The sequence below is a fragment of the Streptomyces sp. MNU89 genome, assembly GCF_020982505.1.
GTDB lineage: Bacteria > Actinomycetota > Actinomycetes > Streptomycetales > Streptomycetaceae > Streptomyces > Streptomyces xinghaiensis.
The window spans coordinates 6,424,410-6,442,238 of sequence record NZ_JAJKLL010000001.1 but is presented as its reverse complement, the minus strand read 5'-3'; the positions used below and the strand labels follow the sequence as shown (position 1 = coordinate 6,442,238).

The window sequence follows — 17,829 nt, the reverse complement described above, 5'->3', positions numbered from 1 at the left end:
GGATCACCTCCGCCTTCCGGAGGCGCGCCCGCGTCCGCGCCCGCCGCGGGCGGCGGGCGGACGGGGGACGTCGGCGGAGGCGGCACCGGCCGGTGCCGCGGCCTGCGGCTCCGGGGTGCCGTCGGTCTCGTCCTCGGCGCCGGTCTCCCAGTCCTCGTCCTCCCGGCCGGTGTCCTCCCCGGCGGGGCCGTCGGCGCCGTCCTGCTCACCGGCCGCCTCCCGCCGGGCGCGCTTGCCCAGCACCCGGCGGTCGTGCGCCTTCACGTCCGGCTGGCGGAGGCGCAGGTCCACGGAGATCGGAGTGGCGATCATGATCGAGGAGAACGTACCCGCGGCGAGGCCCACGAAGAGCGACAGCGCGATGTCCTTCAGCATGCCGCCGCCGAGCAGTCCGCTGCCGATGAAGAGCAGCGCGGCCACCGGCAGCAGGGCGACCACCGAGGTGTTCACCGAGCGGATCACCGTGGCGTTGATGCCGAGGTTGGCCAGCTCCCCGTAGGTGTAGCGGGTCTGCTTGGTGTAGTTCTGGGTCTTCTCCTTGACCTTGTCGAAGACCACCACGGTGTCGTACAGCGAGTAACCGAGGATGGTCAGCACACCGACCACGGTGCCCGGGGTCACCTCGAAGCCGACGATGGCGTAGACGCCGACGGTGATGATCAGGTCGTGGAGGAGGGCCACGAGGGCGGCCACGGACATCCGCCATTCGAAGGCGATCGCCAGATAGACGCTCACCAGGGCCAGGAAGACCACCAGGCCCTGCAGGGCCTTCGTGGTCATCTGGTCACCCCAGCTGGGACCCACCAGCTCGACGTTGAGGTCCTGCGCCTCGATACCGAGCTGCTCGGCGAGAGCTTCCCGGGTCTCGCCGGACTCTTCCGTGGTCAGCTCCGTGACCTGGATGCGGAGCGCGCCGCTTCCCAGCTCCTGGACCCGGGCGTCGCGCCCGGAGGCCTCACGGACCGTCTCCCGCGCCTGCTCGACGGAGATGGGGGCGGAGGGCTGGGTGGTGAAAACGGCGCCGCCCTGGAACTCGATGCCCAGGTACAGCCCGCGGACCCCCAGACCGGCCAGGGCCGTGATGACGACGAGCAGCGTGATGCCGTACCAGAACTTGCGCCGGCCGACGAAGTCGTAGCTCAACTCGCCGCGGTACAGCTTGCCACCGAGGGTGCCGAGTCGTGACATCTCATGCCTCCTTCGGGTCGGTGGTGGCGAGGGCCGGGCGGCGCCGCCCGCGCAGGGGCGGGCTGGCACCGAGCCGTTTCGGGTCGAGCCCGGACTGGCGGTGCCCGCTGGTGAAGAACGTCCGGCCGGACAGGATCGTCATCAGGGGCTTGGTCAGGAAGAAGACGATGGCGATGTCCACGGCCGTCGTCAGGCCCAGCACGAAGGCGAAGCCCTGAACCGAGCCGACCGAGACGATGAAGAGCACGACAGCGGCGATGATCGAGACGACATCGGAGACCAGGATGGTCCGCCGGGCGCTCGGCCAGGCGCGGAAGAAGGCCGACCGGACGGTGCGGCCCTCGCGGATCTCGTCCCTGATCCGCTCGAAGTAGACGATGAAGGAGTCCGCCGTGATGCCGATGGCCACGATGGCACCGCAGACGGCCGGGAGGCTCAGCGCGAAGCCGATGGCCGGGCCGAGCAGCGTCATGATCACGTAGGTCAGGAGGGCGGCGGCCACCAGGCTGGAGACCGCGACGAGTCCCAGGACCCGGTAGTAGAAGAACAGGTAGAGGACGACCAGGGCCAGTCCGATGGCTCCGGCGATCAGGCCCGCCTTGAGCTGCTCGGAACCGAGCGTGGGCGAGATCGTCGTCACGTTGCTCTCCTCGAAGGAGAGCGGCAGGGCGCCGTAGGACAGGACGTTGGCCAGGTCCTCGGCGGACTGCTGGGTGAAGCTGCCGGAGATCTCGGCGTTGCCGCCGCCGATGCGGGTGTCGACGGACGGCGCGGAGACCACCTCGCCGTCCAGGACGATGGCGAACTGGTTCGGCTGCTGCTGGGAGATCCGCTCGGTGGCGTCCGCGAACTGCTCGGCGCCCTTGCTGTTGAAGTCGAGGGTGACCACCCAGCCCTTGCCCGTCTGGGAGTCGAAGAGCGCCTTGGCGTCGTCGACCTCCGTACCGGCGACGTCCGTCGGGCCGAGCGCGTACTTGACGGTGCCCTCCTGGTCGCAGGCGACGGTGTTGTCACCGGGCTTGGCGCCCTCGCCGGCCTTGGCGCGCTCCTCGGGCTTCGAACAGTCCAGCGCGTCGAGCTTCTTCTGGAGCTCGGCGGGGATCCCGGATTCCGGCGCGGGGGCCTGGGGGGTGCCGGTCTCGCCGGGAGACTGCGTGGGCGCCGCCTCGGGCTTCTCCGAGGCGTCGGCGGCGAGCGCGTCGGTCAGGGCACGGCCCTGGGTGGTGGCGGAGGGAGACGGCTCTCCGGACTCGGCGTCCTTCTCCCCGCTCTCCCCGGCCTTGTCGCCGTTCTTCCCCTCGTCGTCCGCGCCGGCCGAGGGGCTCCCGGTGGGCTCGGGGGCGGGTGCGCCCTGCGCGACCCCCAGCACCGGACGGAACTGCAACTGGGCGGTCGTGCCGACCTGTTCCCGCGCCTGCTCCTCGTCGGTGCCCTTGGGGAGGTTGACGATGATGTTGCGGTCGCCCTGGGTCGTCACCTCGGCCTCGGTCACACCCAGACCGTTGACACGGCGGTCGATGATGCCGACCGCCGTGTTCATGTTCGTCTGGTTGATCGCGTTCTGCTCACCGGGCTGGTTCTTGGCGGTGAGCGTGATGGTCGTCCCGCCCGCGAGGTCGATTCCCAGTCGCGGTGTGGTGTGCCCGGAGAGGAACATCCCCCCGGTCAGCGCCACCACGGCGATCAGGAACAGAACCAGGGTGCGCCCCGGCCTGCCCTGGGCCCCCGAGGGGCGCCGGCCCTTCTTCGGTGCTGCCACCTTCTCGATTCTCCCTGTCCAACCGCACCGCATCGGTCGTGAGCGGGCGGCCACGAAGTGTAATGGAGGACGGTGCTCCGCGGGTACGGACGTCCGGCGGGCGGTGGTGCCCCGTGCGGCGGGGCCGTGTCCCGGTCTCGGACGACGGCGCCCGGCGCGGGCGGTCGCGGCCCGCGGACGTGCCTACTTCGCGCCGGTGCCGCCGTCGTCCTTCTTGTCGGCCTCGGCGGCCTTGCCGGCCTCGCTGTCTTCGGCCCGGTCCCCCGCGGCGTCGCCGGCCGGCCGCTCGTCGGCGGCGGCGTCCTTGCCGAGGTCGACCACGGGCTCGTCACCGGCCGCCGGACGGTCCGCCGCGGTCAGCGAGGAGGCGTCGTCCGGGACGACCGGGGTGCCGGACTTGAGCTCACCGCCGTCGAAGTCGGCACCGTGCACGATGCTGTTGTACTCCGCGTCCTCGAGGACGGCGGCGACGGCGTTCTTGGCGTAGACGGCGTGGACCCCGGGAGCGACCTCCAGGAGGACCGTGTCGTCGCCGACCTCCTTGACGGTGGCGTACATGCCCCCGATCGTGCGGATACCGGTGCCCGGCTGCATCTGGTCACGCATCGCGGCGGCCTGCTGCTGCTTCTTCTTCGCCGAGCGGGTCATGAGGACCATGGCCCCGATGAGCACGATGAAGGGGAGGAGAGTGACGATATTCACGGGACGGGGTTTCCTTCGCACGACCGCAGGGGATGCGGCCTGGTATTCGGGGGTGGGTGCGCCGTCCGGTGCATGGGACGGCATCGGCGGAGTCTAAGCGAGTTCGCGCCGATGGAACAACGTCCAGCATGGCACCGGGGTTCCGGGGCAGGCGAGGGGACCGCGCCGTCAGACCCCGAAGAGGCCCTGCTGACCGCCGGATCCGCCCGCGTTCTGCGGCGGCCGCAATCCCAGATGCTCCCAGGCCGCCGGGGTGGCGACCCTGCCGCGGGGGGTACGGGCAAGCAGCCCCTCCCGGACCAGGAAGGGCTCGGCCACCTCCTCGACCGTCTCGCGCTCCTCGCCCACCGCGACGGAGAGGGTGGACAGGCCGACCGGTCCGCCGCCGAACAGCTTGAGCAGCGCGCCCAGGACGGCGCGGTCGAGCCGGTCCAGGCCCCGGTCGTCCACCTCGTAGACGCCGAGAGCGGTCTCCGCGATGGAGCGGGTGATCACCCCGTCCGCCTTGACCTGGGCGTAGTCCCGGACCCGGCGCAGCAGCCGGTTGGCGATCCGGGGGGTGCCGCGGGAGCGGCCGGCGATCTCCGCGGCTCCGTCGGGCTCGATCTCGACGTCCAGCAGCTGGGCGGAGCGGTGCAGCACCCGCTCCAGCTCGGCGGGCTCGTAGAAGTCCATGTGCCCGGTGAAGCCGAAGCGGTCGCGCAGCGGCGGTGGCAGCAGTCCGGCCCGGGTGGTGGCGCCGACCAGGGTGAAGGGCGGGAGTTCCAGGGGGATGGCGGTGGCGCCGGGGCCCTTGCCGACGACGACGTCGACCCGGAAGTCCTCCATCGCCATGTAGAGCATCTCCTCGGCGGGCCGGGACATCCGGTGGATCTCGTCGAGGAAGAGGACCTCTCCCTCCGCGAGCGAGGAGAGGATCGCGGCGAGATCGCCGGCGTGCTGGATGGCCGGGCCGGAGGTGATGCGGATCGGGGCGCCCATCTCCGCGGCGATGATCATGGAGAGGGTGGTCTTGCCGAGGCCCGGGGCGCCGGACAGCAGGACGTGGTCGGCGGTGGCGCCGCGCTGGCGGGCGGCGCGCAGGACGAGGTCGAGCTGCTCGCGGACCCGCTCCTGGCCGACGAACTCGCCCAGGTTCTTCGGGCGCAGCGCCGCCTCGATGGCCTGGTCCTCACCGGCGGCACCGGCGTCCACCAGCCGCTCCGCGGCCTCGGTCCCGGCCGCGGTGTCGGTAGGGGTGTCGTCCCAGTTCATGGTCTCTCTCAGCTCGGCGGGTGCCGGTGACCGGGTCCGGCTCGCGGCCCCGGCCCCGGTCCGGGGTCAGCGGGTGCGGTTCAGGCTCTGCAGGGCGGCGCGCAGCAGTTGCGGCACCGGCGGGGCGGTGCCCGCGGCGAGGGCCTCCTCGGCCTGCGGGCCGACGGCGGACACGGCCTCGTCGGCCTCGCGGGGGGCGTAGCCGAGTCCGATCAGGGCGGCGTGCAGCTGCTCGCTCCAGGCGGCGGGTCCGGAGGTCTTCGCCCGGGCGGCGGCTCCGGTGCCCAGGGGCTCGCCGAGCCGGTCCTTGAGTTCCAGGAGGAGCTTCTGCGCGCCCTTCTTCCCGATGCCCGGTACCGCCGTGAGGGCCTTCTCGTCCCCGGTGGAGACGGCGAGCCGCAGGGCGTCGGGGCGGTGCACGGCGAGCATGGCCTGCGCCAGCCGGGGGCCCACGCCGCTGGCGGTCTGGAGGAGTTCGAACACCTGCCGCTCGTCGTCGTCGGCGAAGCCGTAGAGGGTGAGGGAGTCCTCGCGGACCACCAGGGAGGTGGCGAGCCTGGCCTGCTCGCCGAGGCGCAGCCCGGAGAGGGTGTCCGGCGTGCACTGGACGGCGACGCCGAAGCCGCCCACCTCGACGACGGCGCTGCCCGGGGCGATCGCGGCGACGGGGCCGCTGACGAAGGCGATCACGATGGTCCCTCTCCGGGGGTGTTCTCCGGCCGGGCGGCGGCCGGGCTCGCGGCGGCGGGCCCCGCGGGGACGGCGGCCGGGGCGCCCGCCGGGCGCGGGGCGCGGGGAGTTCCCGGTCCGCGGCCGGAGCGGAGCGCCGCGTGCTGCGCGCGGGCCAGGGCCTGCGCCTGCTGGAGGCGGTTGGTGGCGGGCGCCCGCCAGATGTGGCAGATGGCGAGGGCGAGGGCGTCGGCCGCGTCGGCCGGCTTGGGCGGCGCGCCGAGCCGCAGCAGGCGGGTGACCATCGCGCCGACCTGCGCCTTGTCGGCGCGGCCGCTGCCGGTGACGGCGGCCTTGACCTCGCTGGGGGTGTGCAGCGCGACGGGCAGGCCGCGGCGGGCCGCGCAGAGCATCGCGACGGCACTGGCCTGGGCGGTGCCCATGACCGTACGGACGTTGTGCTGGCTGAACACCCGTTCCACGGCGACGCAGTCGGGGCGGTGCTCGTCGAGCCACTGCTCGATGCCCTGTTCGACCAGGACGAGCCGGTCGGGGACGTCGGCGTCGGCGGGGGTGCGGACCACTCCGACGCCGAGCATCGTGAGCGGCCGGCCGGCGACCCCGTCGACGACGCCGACGCCGCACCGGGTCAGCCCCGGGTCCACGCCCAGTACGCGCACAGCGGCGCCCCTCCCCTCGATTCGGTCAGGTGTTCCTGCAGGCTATCGGCTGCCGCCGACAGCGCGACGGGCCGACGGGGTGTGTCCCGTCGGCCCGTGCCGCGCCGTGGGTCCGGCGCGCGGTGCCGCGTGGTGCGGTGCCCGTGGATCAGGCCTCGACCTTCGCCATGACCTCGTCCGAAACGTCGAAGTTCGCGAAGACGTTCTGCACGTCGTCGCTGTCGTCGAGCGCGTCGATCAGCTTGAAGATCTTGCGCGCGCCTTCCTCGTCCAGCTGCACCTGCATGGTGGGGACGAAGCTGGCCTCGGCCGAGTCGTAGTCGATGCCCGCGCCGACGAGCGCGGTGCGGACCGCGACGAGGTCGGTGGCCTCGCTGATGACCTCGAAGGACTCGCCGAGGTCGTTGACCTCCTCGGCGCCCGCGTCGAGCACGGCGCCCAGCACGTCGTCCTCCGTCAGCTTGCCGTCCTCGCCCTTGGGGACGATGACGACGCCCTTGCGGTTGAAGAGGTACGACACCGAGCCCGGGTCGGCCATGGAGCCGCCGTTGCGGGTCATCGCCACCCGGACGTCCGAGGCGGCGCGGTTGCGGTTGTCGGTGAGGCACTCGATGAGCACCGCGACACCGTTCGGGCCGTAGCCCTCGTACATGATGGTCTGGTAGTCGGCGCCGCCGGCTTCCAGACCCGCGCCGCGCTTGACGGCGCTGTCGATGTTCTTGTTCGGAACGGAGCTCTTCTTCGCCTTCTGGATGGCGTCGTAGAGCGTGGGGTTGCCGTCCGGGTCACCGCCCCCTGTACGGGCCGCGACCTCGATGTTCTTGATCAGCTTGGCGAAGAGCTTGCCGCGCTTGGCATCGATCACGGCCTTCTTGTGCTTGGTGGTTGCCCACTTGGAGTGGCCGGACACAGCCTCGCTCCTTCAACGACCCGATGAATACGAACTCCGCGATCCTACCGGTGCGCGGCCGCCGCCCCGCGCGCCATCTCCGCGAAGAGGGCGTGCACCCGGTGGTCGCCCGTCAGTTCGGGGTGGAAGGACGTGGCCAGCAGGTTGCCCTGGCGTACGGCAACGGTGTGGCCGTCGTGCGCGGCGAGCACCTCCACGGCGGCGCCCGTGGACTCCACCCACGGGGCCCGGATGAAGACGCCCTCGACCGGTCCGCCCCCGATGCCGGCGACGTCGACGGACGCCTCGAAGGACTCGTTCTGGCGGCCGAAGGCGTTGCGGCGCACGATCATGTCGATGCCGCCGACGGTCTCCTGCCCGGCCCGGCCGTCCAGGATCTTGTCCGCAAGCATGATCATGCCGGCGCAGGAGCCGTACGCGGGCATCCCCGCCCGCACCCGTGCCCGCAGCGGCTCCAGCAGGCCGAAGAGGCCGGCCAGCTTGACCATGGTGGTGGACTCGCCGCCGGGAATCACCAGGGCGTCCACCTCCTCCAGCTCCCCGGGGCGGCGGACCGGGCGGGCGGCCGCGCCGGCCGCGGCCAGCGCGGCGAGGTGCTCGCGGACGTCGCCCTGGAGGGCGAGGACGCCGATGACGGGGTGGGCACGGGCACGGGTGACTACCTCTTCGGGGACGAGGGGTGGAACGCGCGGGAGGCGCGGCGGTGACGGTGCGCGGCGCGGCGGTGCCCGGCGGTACCGCCCCGCCCCGGGCGCGGCCTCGGGGTTCCGCGGCCGCCCGGGACTCCGCTGTTACCAGCCGCGGTTGGCGTAGCGCTCGCTCTCCGGGAGCGTGTCGCAGTTGATGCCGACCATGGCCTCGCCGAGGCCGCGCGAGGCGTCGGCGATCACCTTCGGGTCGTCGTAGAAGGTGGTGGCCTTCACGATGGCCGCGGCGCGCTTGGCCGGGTCGCCGGACTTGAAGATGCCGGAGCCGACGAAGACGCCCTCGGCGCCGAGCTGGCGCATCAGCGCGGCGTCGGCCGGGGTGGCGACACCGCCCGCGGAGAACAGCACGACGGGCAGCTTGCCGAGCTCGGCGACCTCCTTGACCAGCTCGTACGGGGCCCGGAGCTCCTTGGCCGCGGCGTACAGCTCGTGGTTGTCGCAGGCGCGCAGCCGGCCGATCTCGGCCTTGATCTGCCGGAGGTGGCGGACCGCCTCGACGACGTTGCCGGTGCCGGCCTCGCCCTTGGAACGGATCATGGCCGCGCCCTCGGCGATCCGGCGCAGCGCCTCACCGAGGTTGGTGGCACCGCAGACGAAGGGGGTGGTGAAGGCCCACTTGTCGCTGTGGTTGGCTTCGTCGGCCGGGGTGAGGACCTCGGACTCGTCGATGTAGTCCACCCCGAGGGACTGGAGCAGCTGGGCCTCGACGAAGTGGCCGATCCGGGACTTGGCCATGACGGGGATCGAGACCGCGTCGATGATGCCCTCGATCATGTCCGGGTCGGACATCCGGGCGACGCCGCCGTCCTTGCGGATGTCGGCGGGGACCCGCTCCAGGGCCATCACCGCCACGGCACCGGCGTCCTCTGCGATCTTCGCCTGCTCCGGGGTGACCACGTCCATGATGACGCCGCCCTTGAGCTGCTCGGCCATGCCGCGCTTGACGCGCGCGGTGCCGGTCTCGGGGCGGACGGAGCGGAGCTGGGGGCGTGGTGGGCACGGTTTCGACCTCATTCGCTGCGGATGACGGCGGTCCGGTCCGCCCGGGTGGGGCGGGGGTCCGGACACCTGTGTGGGACAGCTTCGAGGAAACCGTGCGGCGGTGTCGTACGGAAAGGGCCAATTTGCGGACGGTGGCCCGAGCGGAGGGGCCAATCCGGCCGGGCGATACGGACCGGGGCGAGGCGGGGCGGGGCGAGGCGGGCAGCCCGTACTGCCCCGGTCCGGTGTCCCCCGGCACGCGGTCCGGCGTCCTCAGTGGCCGACCGTGCGGTCCGTCAGCGCCTCCGGCGGTTCGTCGTCCATCTCGAACGCCAGCGGGAACGGGGCGTGGCCGGCGAGCCGGAACCAGCGCACCGTGCGGTGTTCGCGCAGGGCCCGCGCGGCGCGTACGGAGTCATTGTGGAAGCGGCGGGCCATCGGCACCCGGCGCACCGCGGCGGCCAGTTCGTCCGCCGCCGCGTCGCCGCCGGGGGCCTCCCGTACGGCCACCACCTGCCCGGGCTCCGCGAAGACGGCGCGCAGCGCCTGGGTGAGTTCGCTCTCGGCGACCTCGCGGTGCTCCTCCTCGGCCTGCCGGGCGGCGTGCGCAGCCTGGTAGAGCACCATGGACGCGGCCGGGTCGAGCACTCCGGCGGTGGCCAGCTCCTGGGCGACCGAGGCCCGGCGCAGCAGTTGCGCGTCGAGCGCGGCGCGGGCCGCGTCGATACGGGCGTGCAGGCGGTCCAGCCGGCCCGCGGTCCAGCTGAGATAGACGCCGATGAGGGCGAGGGCCACCGCTGTCCAGATGAGTGTGCTCACGGCGGGCCACAGTACCGGCCGGTCGGGCGCCTGCGGCGCCGGCCGGTGTCACCCGGCTCCCCCGGTGCGGGTGTTCGCGCTTCGCGCGGGGTCCTTTCGCGCTTCGCGCGGGGTTTTCTTCCCGCCCGCCCGTTTGCCGTCCACCGCGGGTTCGGGCCCGTCGCGCCCCGTACCGCACCCGCCGGCCCGTCAGTCGCGGGCCAGGCCCCAGCGGGCCCGCAGGCCCGGGCGTTCGTCGGCGGCGACGGAGGCCGTGCCGTCGGTCACCGTCTCGTAGACGGAGAGGATGTCCGAGCCCACCGTCGACCAGTCGAAGCGGCGCACATGGCGGCTGCCGCGGTCGCGGAGCAGCCGCAGCCGCACCGGGTCGCGCAGCAGCCGGTTCGCCGCGCCGGCCAGGGCGGCGGCGTCCTCGTTCGGGTAGATCTCCCCCGCCCGGCCGCCGTCGAGCACCTGGACGAAGGCGTCGAGGTCGCTGGCGAGCACCGGGGCGCCCGCCGACATCGCCTCGACCAGGATGATCCCGAAGCTCTCGCCGCCGGTGTTGGGCGCGACGTACAGGTCGACGCTGCGCAGCAGCCGCGCCTTGTCCTCGTCGCTGACCATGCCGAGGAATTCCACGTGGTCGCGCATCCCGGCGGGCAGCCCGGCGACGGCCTCCTTCTCGTCCCCGCGCCCCGCGACGAGCAGCCGGGCCTCCGGGTGCTCCGCGAGGATGTCCGGGAGGGCCTTCATCAGGACCGGCAGGCCCTTGCGGGGCTCGTCGATGCGGCCGATGAAGCCGAGGGTGGGTCCGCGGCCCCCGCCGCTGTCGTGGAGGACGTCGCCCAGCCATGCGTGCTTGGGTTCGGCCCGGGCGAAGAAGCCGACGTCGACGCCGTTGGGGATCACCACGGCGTCTCCGCCCAGGTGTTCGACCAGGGTGCGCCGCGCGTACTCGCTGACGGCGATGCGCGCACTGATCTTCTCCAGCGCGGGCTGGAGGATCGGATACGCGGCGATCATGGCCCGGGAGCGCGGGTTGGAGGTGTGGAAGGTGGCGACGATCGGGCCCTGCGCCGTCCAGCAGGCGAGCAGGCCGACGGAGGGCGAGGCCGGTTCGTGGATGTGCAGCACCTCGAAATCGCCGTCGTGCACCCAGCGGCGCACGCGCGCGGCCGACAGGAAGCCGAAGTTGAGCCGGGCCACCGAACCGTTGTACGGGACGGGCACGGCGCGGCCGGCCGAGACGACGTAGGGCGGCAGCGGGGTGTCCTCGTCCGAGGGCGCGAGCACGGAGACGGCGTGGCCGAGCGCGATCAGGTGTTCGGCCAGGTCGCGGATGTGGAACTGGACGCCGCCGGGGACGTCCCAGGCGTACGGGCAGACGATGCCGATCCTCACGGTGTCTCCGTTCCCGGTGCCCGGCCGCCGCCGCTCGCCGCGCGCGGTTCGAGGTCGGCGGTCCACAGACGCTGGAGCATGTGCCAGTCCTCCGGGTGTTCGGCGATGCCGGTGGCGAAGGCGTCGGCGACCTGCTGGGTCATGACGGCCGTACGCTCCGGCCGGGTGCCGCTCTCCGGTACCGCGACGGCGGGGTGGATCTGCCCGCGCATCGTGGTGGGGCTGTCGTACCACAAGGTGACGGGCAGCAGCAGGGCGCCGGTCTGCTGGGCGAGCAGAGCCGGCCCGGCGGGCATCCGCGCGGGCGCTCCGAAGAACGACACCTCGACGCCGGAGGCCGACAGGTCGCGGTCGGCGACGAGGCAGACCAGCCCGCCCTCGCGCAGCCGGCGGGCCAGGGTGCCGAACGCGCTGCCGCCGGCGTGCGGCAGCACCTCCATGCCGAGGCTCTCGCGGTAGGCGACGAACCGGTCGTACAGGGATTCGGGCTTGAGGCGTTCGGCGACGGTGGTGAAGGGCCGGCCGAGCCGGGTGGTGATCCACGCCCCGGCGAGGTCCCAGTTGGCGAGGTGCGGCAGCGCCGCGACCACACCCCGGCCGCTCTCCAGGGCCTCCTCGACCAGGTGGATGTCCTTGACCTCCAGGCCGGCCCGGATCCGGTCGGGGCTCCAGACGGGCAGCCGGAAGGACTCCATCCAGTACCGCATGTACGAGCGCATACCGGCGTGGGAGAGTTCGGCCAGCCGCTCCGGGGACGCCTCCGGGACGACCCGGGCGAGATTGGACTCCAGCCGCAGGACGCTCTTGCCGCGCCGCTTCCACGCGGTGTCGGCGATGGTCCGGCCGAGCCGCACGGCCGCGGGCTCGGGGAGTCTCCGGACGGCGCCCCAGCCCAGTCCGTACACCGCGCCGGTCAGCTGCTCCTTCACGCGGCACCTCCCTCGGCGGCGCCGCCCGGCGCGGACGCGGCGTCGGCCTCGGCGGCTTCCCGGCGCACGGTCACCATGCGCTGGCCGAGGGTGACGGCGCTGCCGAGGGCGACGATCCACAGCGCTATGGGCAGCAGGATGTCGATGCCGGGGACGCCGAAGGCGTGCAGTCCGGCGAGTCCGGCCGCGACCAGCGTGATGACCAGCCGCTCGGCCCGCTCCACCAGCCCGTTGACGTTCACCGGCAGCCCGATGCTCTCGCCCCGCGCCTTGGTGTACGAGACGACCTGGCCGCTGGCGAGGCAGAAGATGGCGATCGCGCACAGCAGCAGGTCCTCGCCGCGGCCCGCGTACCAGAGGGCGAGCCCGCCGAAGACCGCGGCGTCCGCGACCCGGTCGAGGGTGGAGTCAAGGAAGGCGCCCCAGCGGCTGGACCGGCCGGCCTGCCGGGCCATGTTGCCGTCGACCAGGTCGGAGAAGACGAAGAGAGTGATCACGACCGTGCCCCAGAAGAACTCTCCCAGGGGGTAGAAGACCAGGGCTCCCGCCACCACCCCGCCGGTGCCGACGAGGGTGACCGCGTCGGGGCTGATCCCGAGCCGGAGCAGCAGAGCGGCGAACGGCGTGAGAACACGCGTGAAGAAAGCACGCGCGTACTTGTTCAGCATGGCCTTCCCGGGGGGTCGCTGGAGCCGGGCGGCCGGGGGGCCGCCGGGTGGCCCATCGTAGCCACGTCCGTGTCACCCGCCGCCGCGGTCCCCGGGGGCGGGGACCGGACGGCCCGTTCCCCGGGGTGCCGGTGGACCTATGGACGCCCCGTGTCCCCGGTGCAAAGCTCGAATGACCTCAACACGTGCGGACCGGGAGGCGGTACACGTGGGTAATACAGGCGTCAGGACACACCCCGGGGCCGCGGGCAGGGCAGTCGCGGCCGACCGGCCCACCGCGATACGGAATGTGGTGCTGGTCGGCCACAGCGGCTCGGGCAAGACGACTCTGGTGGAGGCGCTGGCCCTCACCGCGGGAGCGGTGAACCGGGCCGGCCGCGTGGAGGACGGCACCACGCTCTCCGACCACGACGAGATCGAGCACCGGCAGGGCCGGTCGGTGCAGCTGTCCCTGGTCCCCGTGGAATGGGGCGGAATCAAGATCAATGTGCTGGACACCCCCGGCAGGGCGGACTTCGTCGGGGAACTCAGGGCCGGTCTGCGGGCAGCGGACGCGGCCCTTTTCGTCGTCTCCGCGGCGGACGGCGTGGACGGCGCCACCCGCATGGTGTGGGACGAGTGCGCCGCCGTGGGCATGCCGCGCGCCCTGGTGGTGACCCACTTGGAGTCGGGGCGGAGCGACTTCGAGGAGATGACCGCCGTCTGCCGCGAGGCGTTCGGCGGTGACGACCCCGACGCGGTGCTCCCCCTGTATCTGCCGCTGCGCGACGGCCCGCGGGACACCACCGGAGGCTCCGGGAACGGGAGTTCGACGGTCACCGGACTGATCGGCCTGCTCTCGCAGCAGGTGTACGACTACTCCTCCGGCACCCGGGTGGCGGCCGATCCGGAGCCCGGTCAGCTGCCGCTGATCGAGGAGGCACGCAACCGGCTCATCGAGGGGATCATCGCCGAGAGCGAGGACGAGACCCTCATGGACCGCTATCTGGCGGGTGAGGACATCGACCTCAGGACCCTCACCGAGGATCTGGAACGAGCCGTCGCGCGCGGCACCTTCCACCCCGTCCTGGCCGCGGCTCCCCCCGCCGCCGGCGCCCGGCAGGGCATCGGCACCGTCGAGCTGCTGGAGCTGGTCACCGGCGGCTTCCCGACCCCGCCGGAGCGCCCGCCCCTGGCCGTCACCACACCGGAGGGGGAGCCGAGGCCGCCGCTCACCTGCGACCCCGGGGGCCCGCTGGCCGCCGAGGTCGTCAAGACCTCCTCCGACCCGTACGTGGGCCGGGTCAGCCTGGTCCGGGTGTTCTCCGGGACGCTGCGGCCCGACGCGACCGTGCACGTCTCCGGGCACGGCCTGGCCGACCGCGGGCACGAGGACCACGACGTGGACGAGCGCGTCGGCGCCCTCTCCGCGCCCTTCGGCGCCCAGCAGCGCCCGCTGGAGCGGGCCGTCGCCGGGGACCTGGCCTGCGTGGCCAAGCTGAGCCGGGCGGAGACCGGGGACACCCTCTCCGCCAGGGACCATCCGCTGCTGCTGGAGCCCTGGGTGATGCCCGACCCGCTGCTGCCGGTCGCGGTGCGGGCGCACAGCAAGGCCGACGAGGACAAGCTGTCCCTGGGCCTGGCGCGGCTCGTCGCCGAGGACCCGACCATGCGGCTGGAGCAGAACCCGGAGACCCACCAGGTGGTGCTCTGGTGCCTGGGCGAGGCGCACCGCGATGTCGCGCTGGAACGGCTCCGCAGCCGCTACGGCGTCCGGGTCGACGCCGTGGCGCACCGGGTGCCGCTCCGGGAGACCTTCGGCGCGAGGGCCACCGGGCGCGGCCGGCACGTCAAGCAGTCCGGCGGGCACGGGCAGTTCGCGATCTGCGAGATCGAGGTCGAACCACTGCCCGGCGGTTCGGGCATCGAGTTCGCGGACAAGGTGGTGGGCGGCGCCGTCCCCCGGCAGTTCATCCCTTCGGTGGAAAAGGGGGTGCGCGCCCAGGCCGAGCGCGGGGTCGCCGCCGGCCACCCGCTGACCGACATCCGGGTCACCCTCCTCGACGGCAAGGCGCACTCGGTGGACTCCTCCGACGCCGCCTTCCAGACGGCGGGCGCGCTGGCGCTCCGCGAGGCCGCGCGCGGGTGCCGCGTCAAGCTGCTGGAGCCGGTCGCCGAGGTGCGGATCATGGTGTCGGACGACTGTGTGGGGCCGGTGATGAGCGATCTCTCCGGGCGCCGCGGCCGGGTCGTCGGCACCGAACAGGCGGGCCCGGGGCGCACGCTCGTCCGCGCCGAGGTGCCCGAACTGGAGATCGGCCGGTACGCCGTGGACCTGCGCTCCCTGTCGCACGGCACCGGGCGGTTCAGCCGCTCGTACGTCCGCCACGAGCCGATGCCGCCGCAGCTCGCCGAGAAGATCCGTGCCGGAGAGGGGGAGGACGGGTAGGAAGCGGGGAGAAAAAGGCCGGTAACCGTCCGGCGCGGGCCAACTCCCCTGCGCCGGGCGGCCATCGCTCGCTACGCTGAGACGCAGGCCGGCAGGTGTGCCGGGGACGGAACCCGGGAAGAGGCCACGCAGCGGACGAGCGGTGGGGGCAATCAGTGGCGAGCGATTTCGACTTCAGGCCCGGGGCGCAGGTTCCGCTCTCCGGCGGGGCGGGGCAGACGGCGGCGACCACCGCCCTGGCCTCGGCGGCCTACCGGGACAGCCCGGTCGCGGAGATCCTCAAGGCCGACAACGAGTGGCACAAGTCGTCCATCACACCGCCGAAGCTGTCGTTGTTCGAGCCCAATCTCGGTGAGGCGTTCTCCCGGGCGGTCCAGGTCCGGATGCTCGGCGGCGCCCGCAAGGCCCTGATCCAGTCCTTCGGGATGGAGCCGCAGACCGTCGTCGAGCACTGCCTGGCCGCCAGCCGCATCCGCAAGGAGCGCGACACGCGGCTGACGGTGCTGATGGCGGTCTTCGGACTGCTGTTCCTGCCCGGACTGCTGCTCTGGCTCGTCGCCTTCCAGCTGCGCCGCACGCTCGCCGGCGCGTCGAACAAGCGGGCCGGCGCCTTCGGCATGGCGGTGCTGGTGGCGTTCGGCGTGCTGGCCGTGGTCTTCCTGATCAAGCTGCCGTTCACGGGCTTCTGGGGCATCTATCTGCGGGCCATGATCGTCGCCCCGGTCGTCGGCTGGCTCTGGGCCAAGCAGGTCTGCGAGCGCACGGCGGCCGACCTGCGGGAGCGCTGGAACGGGCTGCTCTCCGGCGGTGCCGTCGGGGCGAAGATCCCGGAGGCGGTGCCGAAGAACCCGAACGAGACCGCGGCGGAGCAGCTCCGCCAGAATCTGGCCAGACTGACCGCCGAGCAGAACAGCAATCTGGTCTTCTACGCCGGCCCCAAGGGCATCCTCGGCATGGGCACCCGCTGGGGCAGCTGGCAGCTCGCCGAGGAGCTCGTCCCCAAGGACCCGGACAAGGACATCGACCCGTTCCGCAGCTGGGACATCGTCCGCGCCGTCCACGACCAGCTGAAGCTCCTGGAGCGCACCCCGCTGCACACCGGCGGGTTCCCCGCCCCCTCGGTCACCCACTGGATCGTCGCCCCGGTCGGCGAGGGCGCGGGCGAGGTGTCCCGCCCCGGCGACGACGGCTACCAGATCAGGCCCGGCGAGATACAGCGCATCTGCGACCAGCAGCAGTTCGGCAGCGGGAACCGGCACTACCTGGGCGTCCAGTTCGTGCTCTGGGACGGCCAGTTGGTGATCACCCTGCTGGTGAACGTCACGGTGCTCCACCACACCCTGCGCATCGAGGTCACCGGGCACGCGCTGGGCCCGGTGCACGGCCTCTTCACCAGCAAGCCCTCGCCGAAGACGGAGACGATCTCCAAGACCGTCAGGTTCTGGGAGACCAAGGAGCGTTCCCTGCCGCTGGTGGACGCCAAGGAGGTGGTGCGGCTCGCCGCGCGCGCCCCGCTGACGTGGTTCCCGGCCGTCCTCGACCACATGGGCGGCAAGCTCGGCCTGCCCGAGCCGTTCGGTCTCCGGCACGCCTGGGCCGACCAGCCCTGGCGCCACCGCTTCATGGCGGACGACGCCCTGCGCGCGGCGACGCCGGTGCTGCGCGTGGTGCACCAGGCCGCCATACGCGTGCTGGAGGAGCACGACGTCAACACCGAGAGCTTCGGCAGCCGGGCCGGTTTCCTCAGCGGAGCGGTCCAGGGCGCGGAGCCCGGCAAGGCGGACGTCTACAACGCCTGACGCCCTCGCCGCACCGGCTCCTACGGCACGGCGAAACGGCCGGTGACCGGCCCCCGCGAGGGGCACAGGTCACCGGCCGTACGCGTGCCGTCCAGGCCGGCGCGCGGGAGCCGCGTGCCGACGGCCGGCCCGGTGCTCCGCGGGGCGGTTACCAGCTCGCCTTGCGCACCCCCGGCAGGTGACCGGCGTGCGCCTGCTCCCGCAGCCGCACCCGGGACAGCCCGAAGTTCCGCAGATACCCGCGCGGCCGCCCGTCGACGGAGTCCCGGTTGCGGATCCGGGTGGCGCTCGCGTCCCGCGGCTGGTCCCGCAACTCCCGTTGCGCGGCGAGGCGTTCGGCGGGCGGCGTGGAGGGCCGACGGATGATCTCCTTCAGCTCGGCCCGGCGTTCGGCGTACCGGGCCGCCACCCGGCGCCGCCGCTCGTTCGCCGCGATCTTGCTCTTCTTGGCCATCAGATCCTCTCCCCCCGGGCGCGCATCACGGCGACGGCCCGTTCGATGCCCAGGGTGTCCACGGTCTTGATGCCCTTGGCGCTGAGCGTGAGCCGGATGTGCCGGTTCTCGCTCGGCAGCCAGTAGCGCCTGTGCTGGACGTTGGGGTCGAACCGGCGCCGGGTGCGCCGGTGGGAGTGGGAGACGGAGTTGCCGAAGCCCGGCTTGCGGCCGGTCATCTGGCAGTGGGCTGACAAGGCGTTCTCCTCCTGCGTGGTCGGTTCCTCGGAGCGGTGACGACCGCCGCACGCAGGCTACATGAAAACGAAAATCACTTCCGATATAGTCTCGGACCATGGCTCGCAACGACCTGCGCCCCGTGGTGAGGCTCCGCTCCACCGCCGGGACCGGCTACACCTACGTGACCCGCAAGAACCGCCGGAACGACCCGGACCGGATGGAGCTGCGCAAGTACGACCCGATAGCCCGCCGCCACGTCACGTTCCGCGAAGAACGCTGA

General features: G+C 72.9%; 18 protein-coding genes. 3 read left to right on the top strand and 15 right to left on the bottom strand.

The window, feature by feature from the left end; translation table 11 throughout:
• Window positions 1–3: 3 nt before the first annotated feature.
• From secF to pgsA, 13 genes are all read right to left on the bottom strand, one after another.
• Window positions 4–1,188, bottom strand: coding sequence for a protein translocase subunit SecF (secF, locus tag E4N63_RS27630; RefSeq protein ID WP_125623776.1), 1,185 nt, complete (start codon window positions 1,186–1,188; stop codon window positions 4–6).
• A 1-nt stretch (window position 1,189) separates the two neighbouring features.
• Window positions 1,190–2,947, bottom strand: a complete 1,758-nt coding sequence (gene secD / locus E4N63_RS27625) for a protein translocase subunit SecD (protein ID WP_230241941.1) — start codon at window positions 2,945–2,947, stop codon at window positions 1,190–1,192.
• Between the two features lie 183 nt (window positions 2,948–3,130).
• Window positions 3,131–3,649 carry a preprotein translocase subunit YajC gene (gene yajC / locus E4N63_RS27620; RefSeq protein WP_125623778.1) on the bottom strand — a complete coding sequence of 173 codons (519 nt, stop codon included), beginning with the start codon at window positions 3,647–3,649 and terminating at the stop codon, window positions 3,131–3,133.
• A 168-nt stretch (window positions 3,650–3,817) separates the two neighbouring features.
• Window positions 3,818–4,903 (bottom strand): Holliday junction branch migration DNA helicase RuvB, encoded by a 1,086-nt coding sequence (ruvB, locus tag E4N63_RS27615; RefSeq protein ID WP_125623779.1) that lies wholly within the window; start codon window positions 4,901–4,903, stop codon window positions 3,818–3,820.
• 66 nt (window positions 4,904–4,969) lie between these two features.
• On the bottom strand, window positions 4,970–5,593 hold the full coding sequence (gene ruvA / locus E4N63_RS27610) for a Holliday junction branch migration protein RuvA (RefSeq protein WP_125623780.1): 624 nt from the start codon (window positions 5,591–5,593) through the stop codon (window positions 4,970–4,972).
• On the bottom strand, window positions 5,590–6,252 hold the full coding sequence (ruvC, locus tag E4N63_RS27605; RefSeq protein WP_228429684.1) for a crossover junction endodeoxyribonuclease RuvC: 663 nt from the start codon (window positions 6,250–6,252) through the stop codon (window positions 5,590–5,592). Before ruvC ends, ruvA begins: the two co-directional genes overlap by 4 nt.
• A 148-nt stretch (window positions 6,253–6,400) precedes the next feature.
• Window positions 6,401–7,162 carry a YebC/PmpR family DNA-binding transcriptional regulator gene (locus tag E4N63_RS27600; protein WP_043471767.1) on the bottom strand — a complete coding sequence of 254 codons (762 nt, stop codon included), beginning with the start codon at window positions 7,160–7,162 and terminating at the stop codon, window positions 6,401–6,403.
• 44 nt (window positions 7,163–7,206) lie between these two features.
• Entirely contained in the window at window positions 7,207–7,794 is a 588-nt protein-coding gene (gene pdxT, locus E4N63_RS27595) for a pyridoxal 5'-phosphate synthase glutaminase subunit PdxT (RefSeq protein ID WP_230242679.1), read from the bottom strand.
• Window positions 7,795–7,953: 159 nt separating this feature from the next.
• The gene (pdxS, locus tag E4N63_RS27590; protein ID WP_230241940.1) at window positions 7,954–8,883 is read right to left on the bottom strand and encodes a pyridoxal 5'-phosphate synthase lyase subunit PdxS; all 930 of its coding nucleotides are present in this window, start codon (window positions 8,881–8,883) and stop codon (window positions 7,954–7,956) included.
• A 240-nt stretch (window positions 8,884–9,123) separates the two neighbouring features.
• Window positions 9,124–9,669 (bottom strand): hypothetical protein, encoded by a 546-nt coding sequence (locus tag E4N63_RS27585; protein WP_095757668.1) that lies wholly within the window; start codon window positions 9,667–9,669, stop codon window positions 9,124–9,126.
• A 189-nt stretch (window positions 9,670–9,858) separates the two neighbouring features.
• Entirely contained in the window at window positions 9,859–11,052 is a 1,194-nt protein-coding gene (locus E4N63_RS27580; protein WP_230241939.1) for a glycosyltransferase family 4 protein, read from the bottom strand.
• Window positions 11,049–11,981: a phosphatidylinositol mannoside acyltransferase gene (locus E4N63_RS27575; protein ID WP_230241938.1), complete on the bottom strand. Its 933-nt coding sequence runs from the start codon at window positions 11,979–11,981 to the stop codon at window positions 11,049–11,051. The genes E4N63_RS27580 and E4N63_RS27575 overlap by 4 nt, the downstream gene beginning before the upstream one ends.
• On the bottom strand, window positions 11,978–12,649 hold the full coding sequence (gene pgsA, locus E4N63_RS27570; protein WP_125623833.1) for a phosphatidylinositol phosphate synthase: 672 nt from the start codon (window positions 12,647–12,649) through the stop codon (window positions 11,978–11,980). The genes E4N63_RS27575 and pgsA overlap by 4 nt, the downstream gene beginning before the upstream one ends.
• Before the next feature lie 208 nt (window positions 12,650–12,857).
• Between pgsA and E4N63_RS27565 the strand changes: the two genes are divergently transcribed.
• Together E4N63_RS27565 and E4N63_RS27560 are read left to right on the top strand one after the other, a co-directional pair.
• Window positions 12,858–15,077, top strand: a complete 2,220-nt coding sequence (locus tag E4N63_RS27565; protein ID WP_230241937.1) for an elongation factor G-like protein EF-G2 — start codon at window positions 12,858–12,860, stop codon at window positions 15,075–15,077.
• 155 nt (window positions 15,078–15,232) lie between these two features.
• Complete coding sequence (locus E4N63_RS27560) at window positions 15,233–16,876, top strand: hypothetical protein (protein ID WP_125623835.1); 1,644 nt, start codon at window positions 15,233–15,235, stop codon at window positions 16,874–16,876.
• Window positions 16,877–17,024: 148 nt separating this feature from the next.
• Here E4N63_RS27560 and rpsN read toward each other — a convergent pair whose 3' ends face one another.
• Together rpsN and rpmB are read right to left on the bottom strand one after the other, a co-directional pair.
• Window positions 17,025–17,330, bottom strand: coding sequence for a 30S ribosomal protein S14 (gene rpsN, locus E4N63_RS27555; RefSeq protein ID WP_125623836.1), 306 nt, complete (start codon window positions 17,328–17,330; stop codon window positions 17,025–17,027).
• A complete protein-coding gene (rpmB, locus tag E4N63_RS27550) occupies window positions 17,330–17,566 on the bottom strand; it encodes a 50S ribosomal protein L28 (protein ID WP_125623837.1) in 237 nt (78 codons plus the stop codon). Before rpmB ends, rpsN begins: the two co-directional genes overlap by 1 nt.
• Window positions 17,567–17,664: 98 nt before the next feature.
• On the opposite strand from rpmB, the gene rpmG reads away from it, so the two are divergent.
• The gene (gene rpmG, locus E4N63_RS27545; protein ID WP_230241936.1) at window positions 17,665–17,829 is read left to right on the top strand and encodes a 50S ribosomal protein L33; all 165 of its coding nucleotides are present in this window, start codon (window positions 17,665–17,667) and stop codon (window positions 17,827–17,829) included.

What these genes read in the sequence shown, in the direction of transcription:
- secF (WP_125623776.1), bottom strand. Translation starts at nt 1,188, where the DNA reads ATGTCACGACTCGGCACCCTCGGTGGCAAGCTGTACCGCGGCGAGTTG.
- ruvB (WP_125623779.1), bottom strand. Translation starts at nt 4,903, where the DNA reads ATGAACTGGGACGACACCCCTACCGACACCGCGGCCGGGACCGAGGCC.
- pdxS (WP_230241940.1), bottom strand. Translation starts at nt 8,883, where the DNA reads ATGAGGTCGAAACCGTGCCCACCACGCCCCCAGCTCCGCTCCGTCCGC.
- pgsA (WP_125623833.1), bottom strand. Translation starts at nt 12,649, where the DNA reads ATGCTGAACAAGTACGCGCGTGCTTTCTTCACGCGTGTTCTCACGCCG.
- rpsN (WP_125623836.1), bottom strand. Translation starts at nt 17,330, where the DNA reads ATGGCCAAGAAGAGCAAGATCGCGGCGAACGAGCGGCGGCGCCGGGTG.
- rpmG (WP_230241936.1), top strand. Translation starts at nt 17,665, where the DNA reads ATGGCTCGCAACGACCTGCGCCCCGTGGTGAGGCTCCGCTCCACCGCC.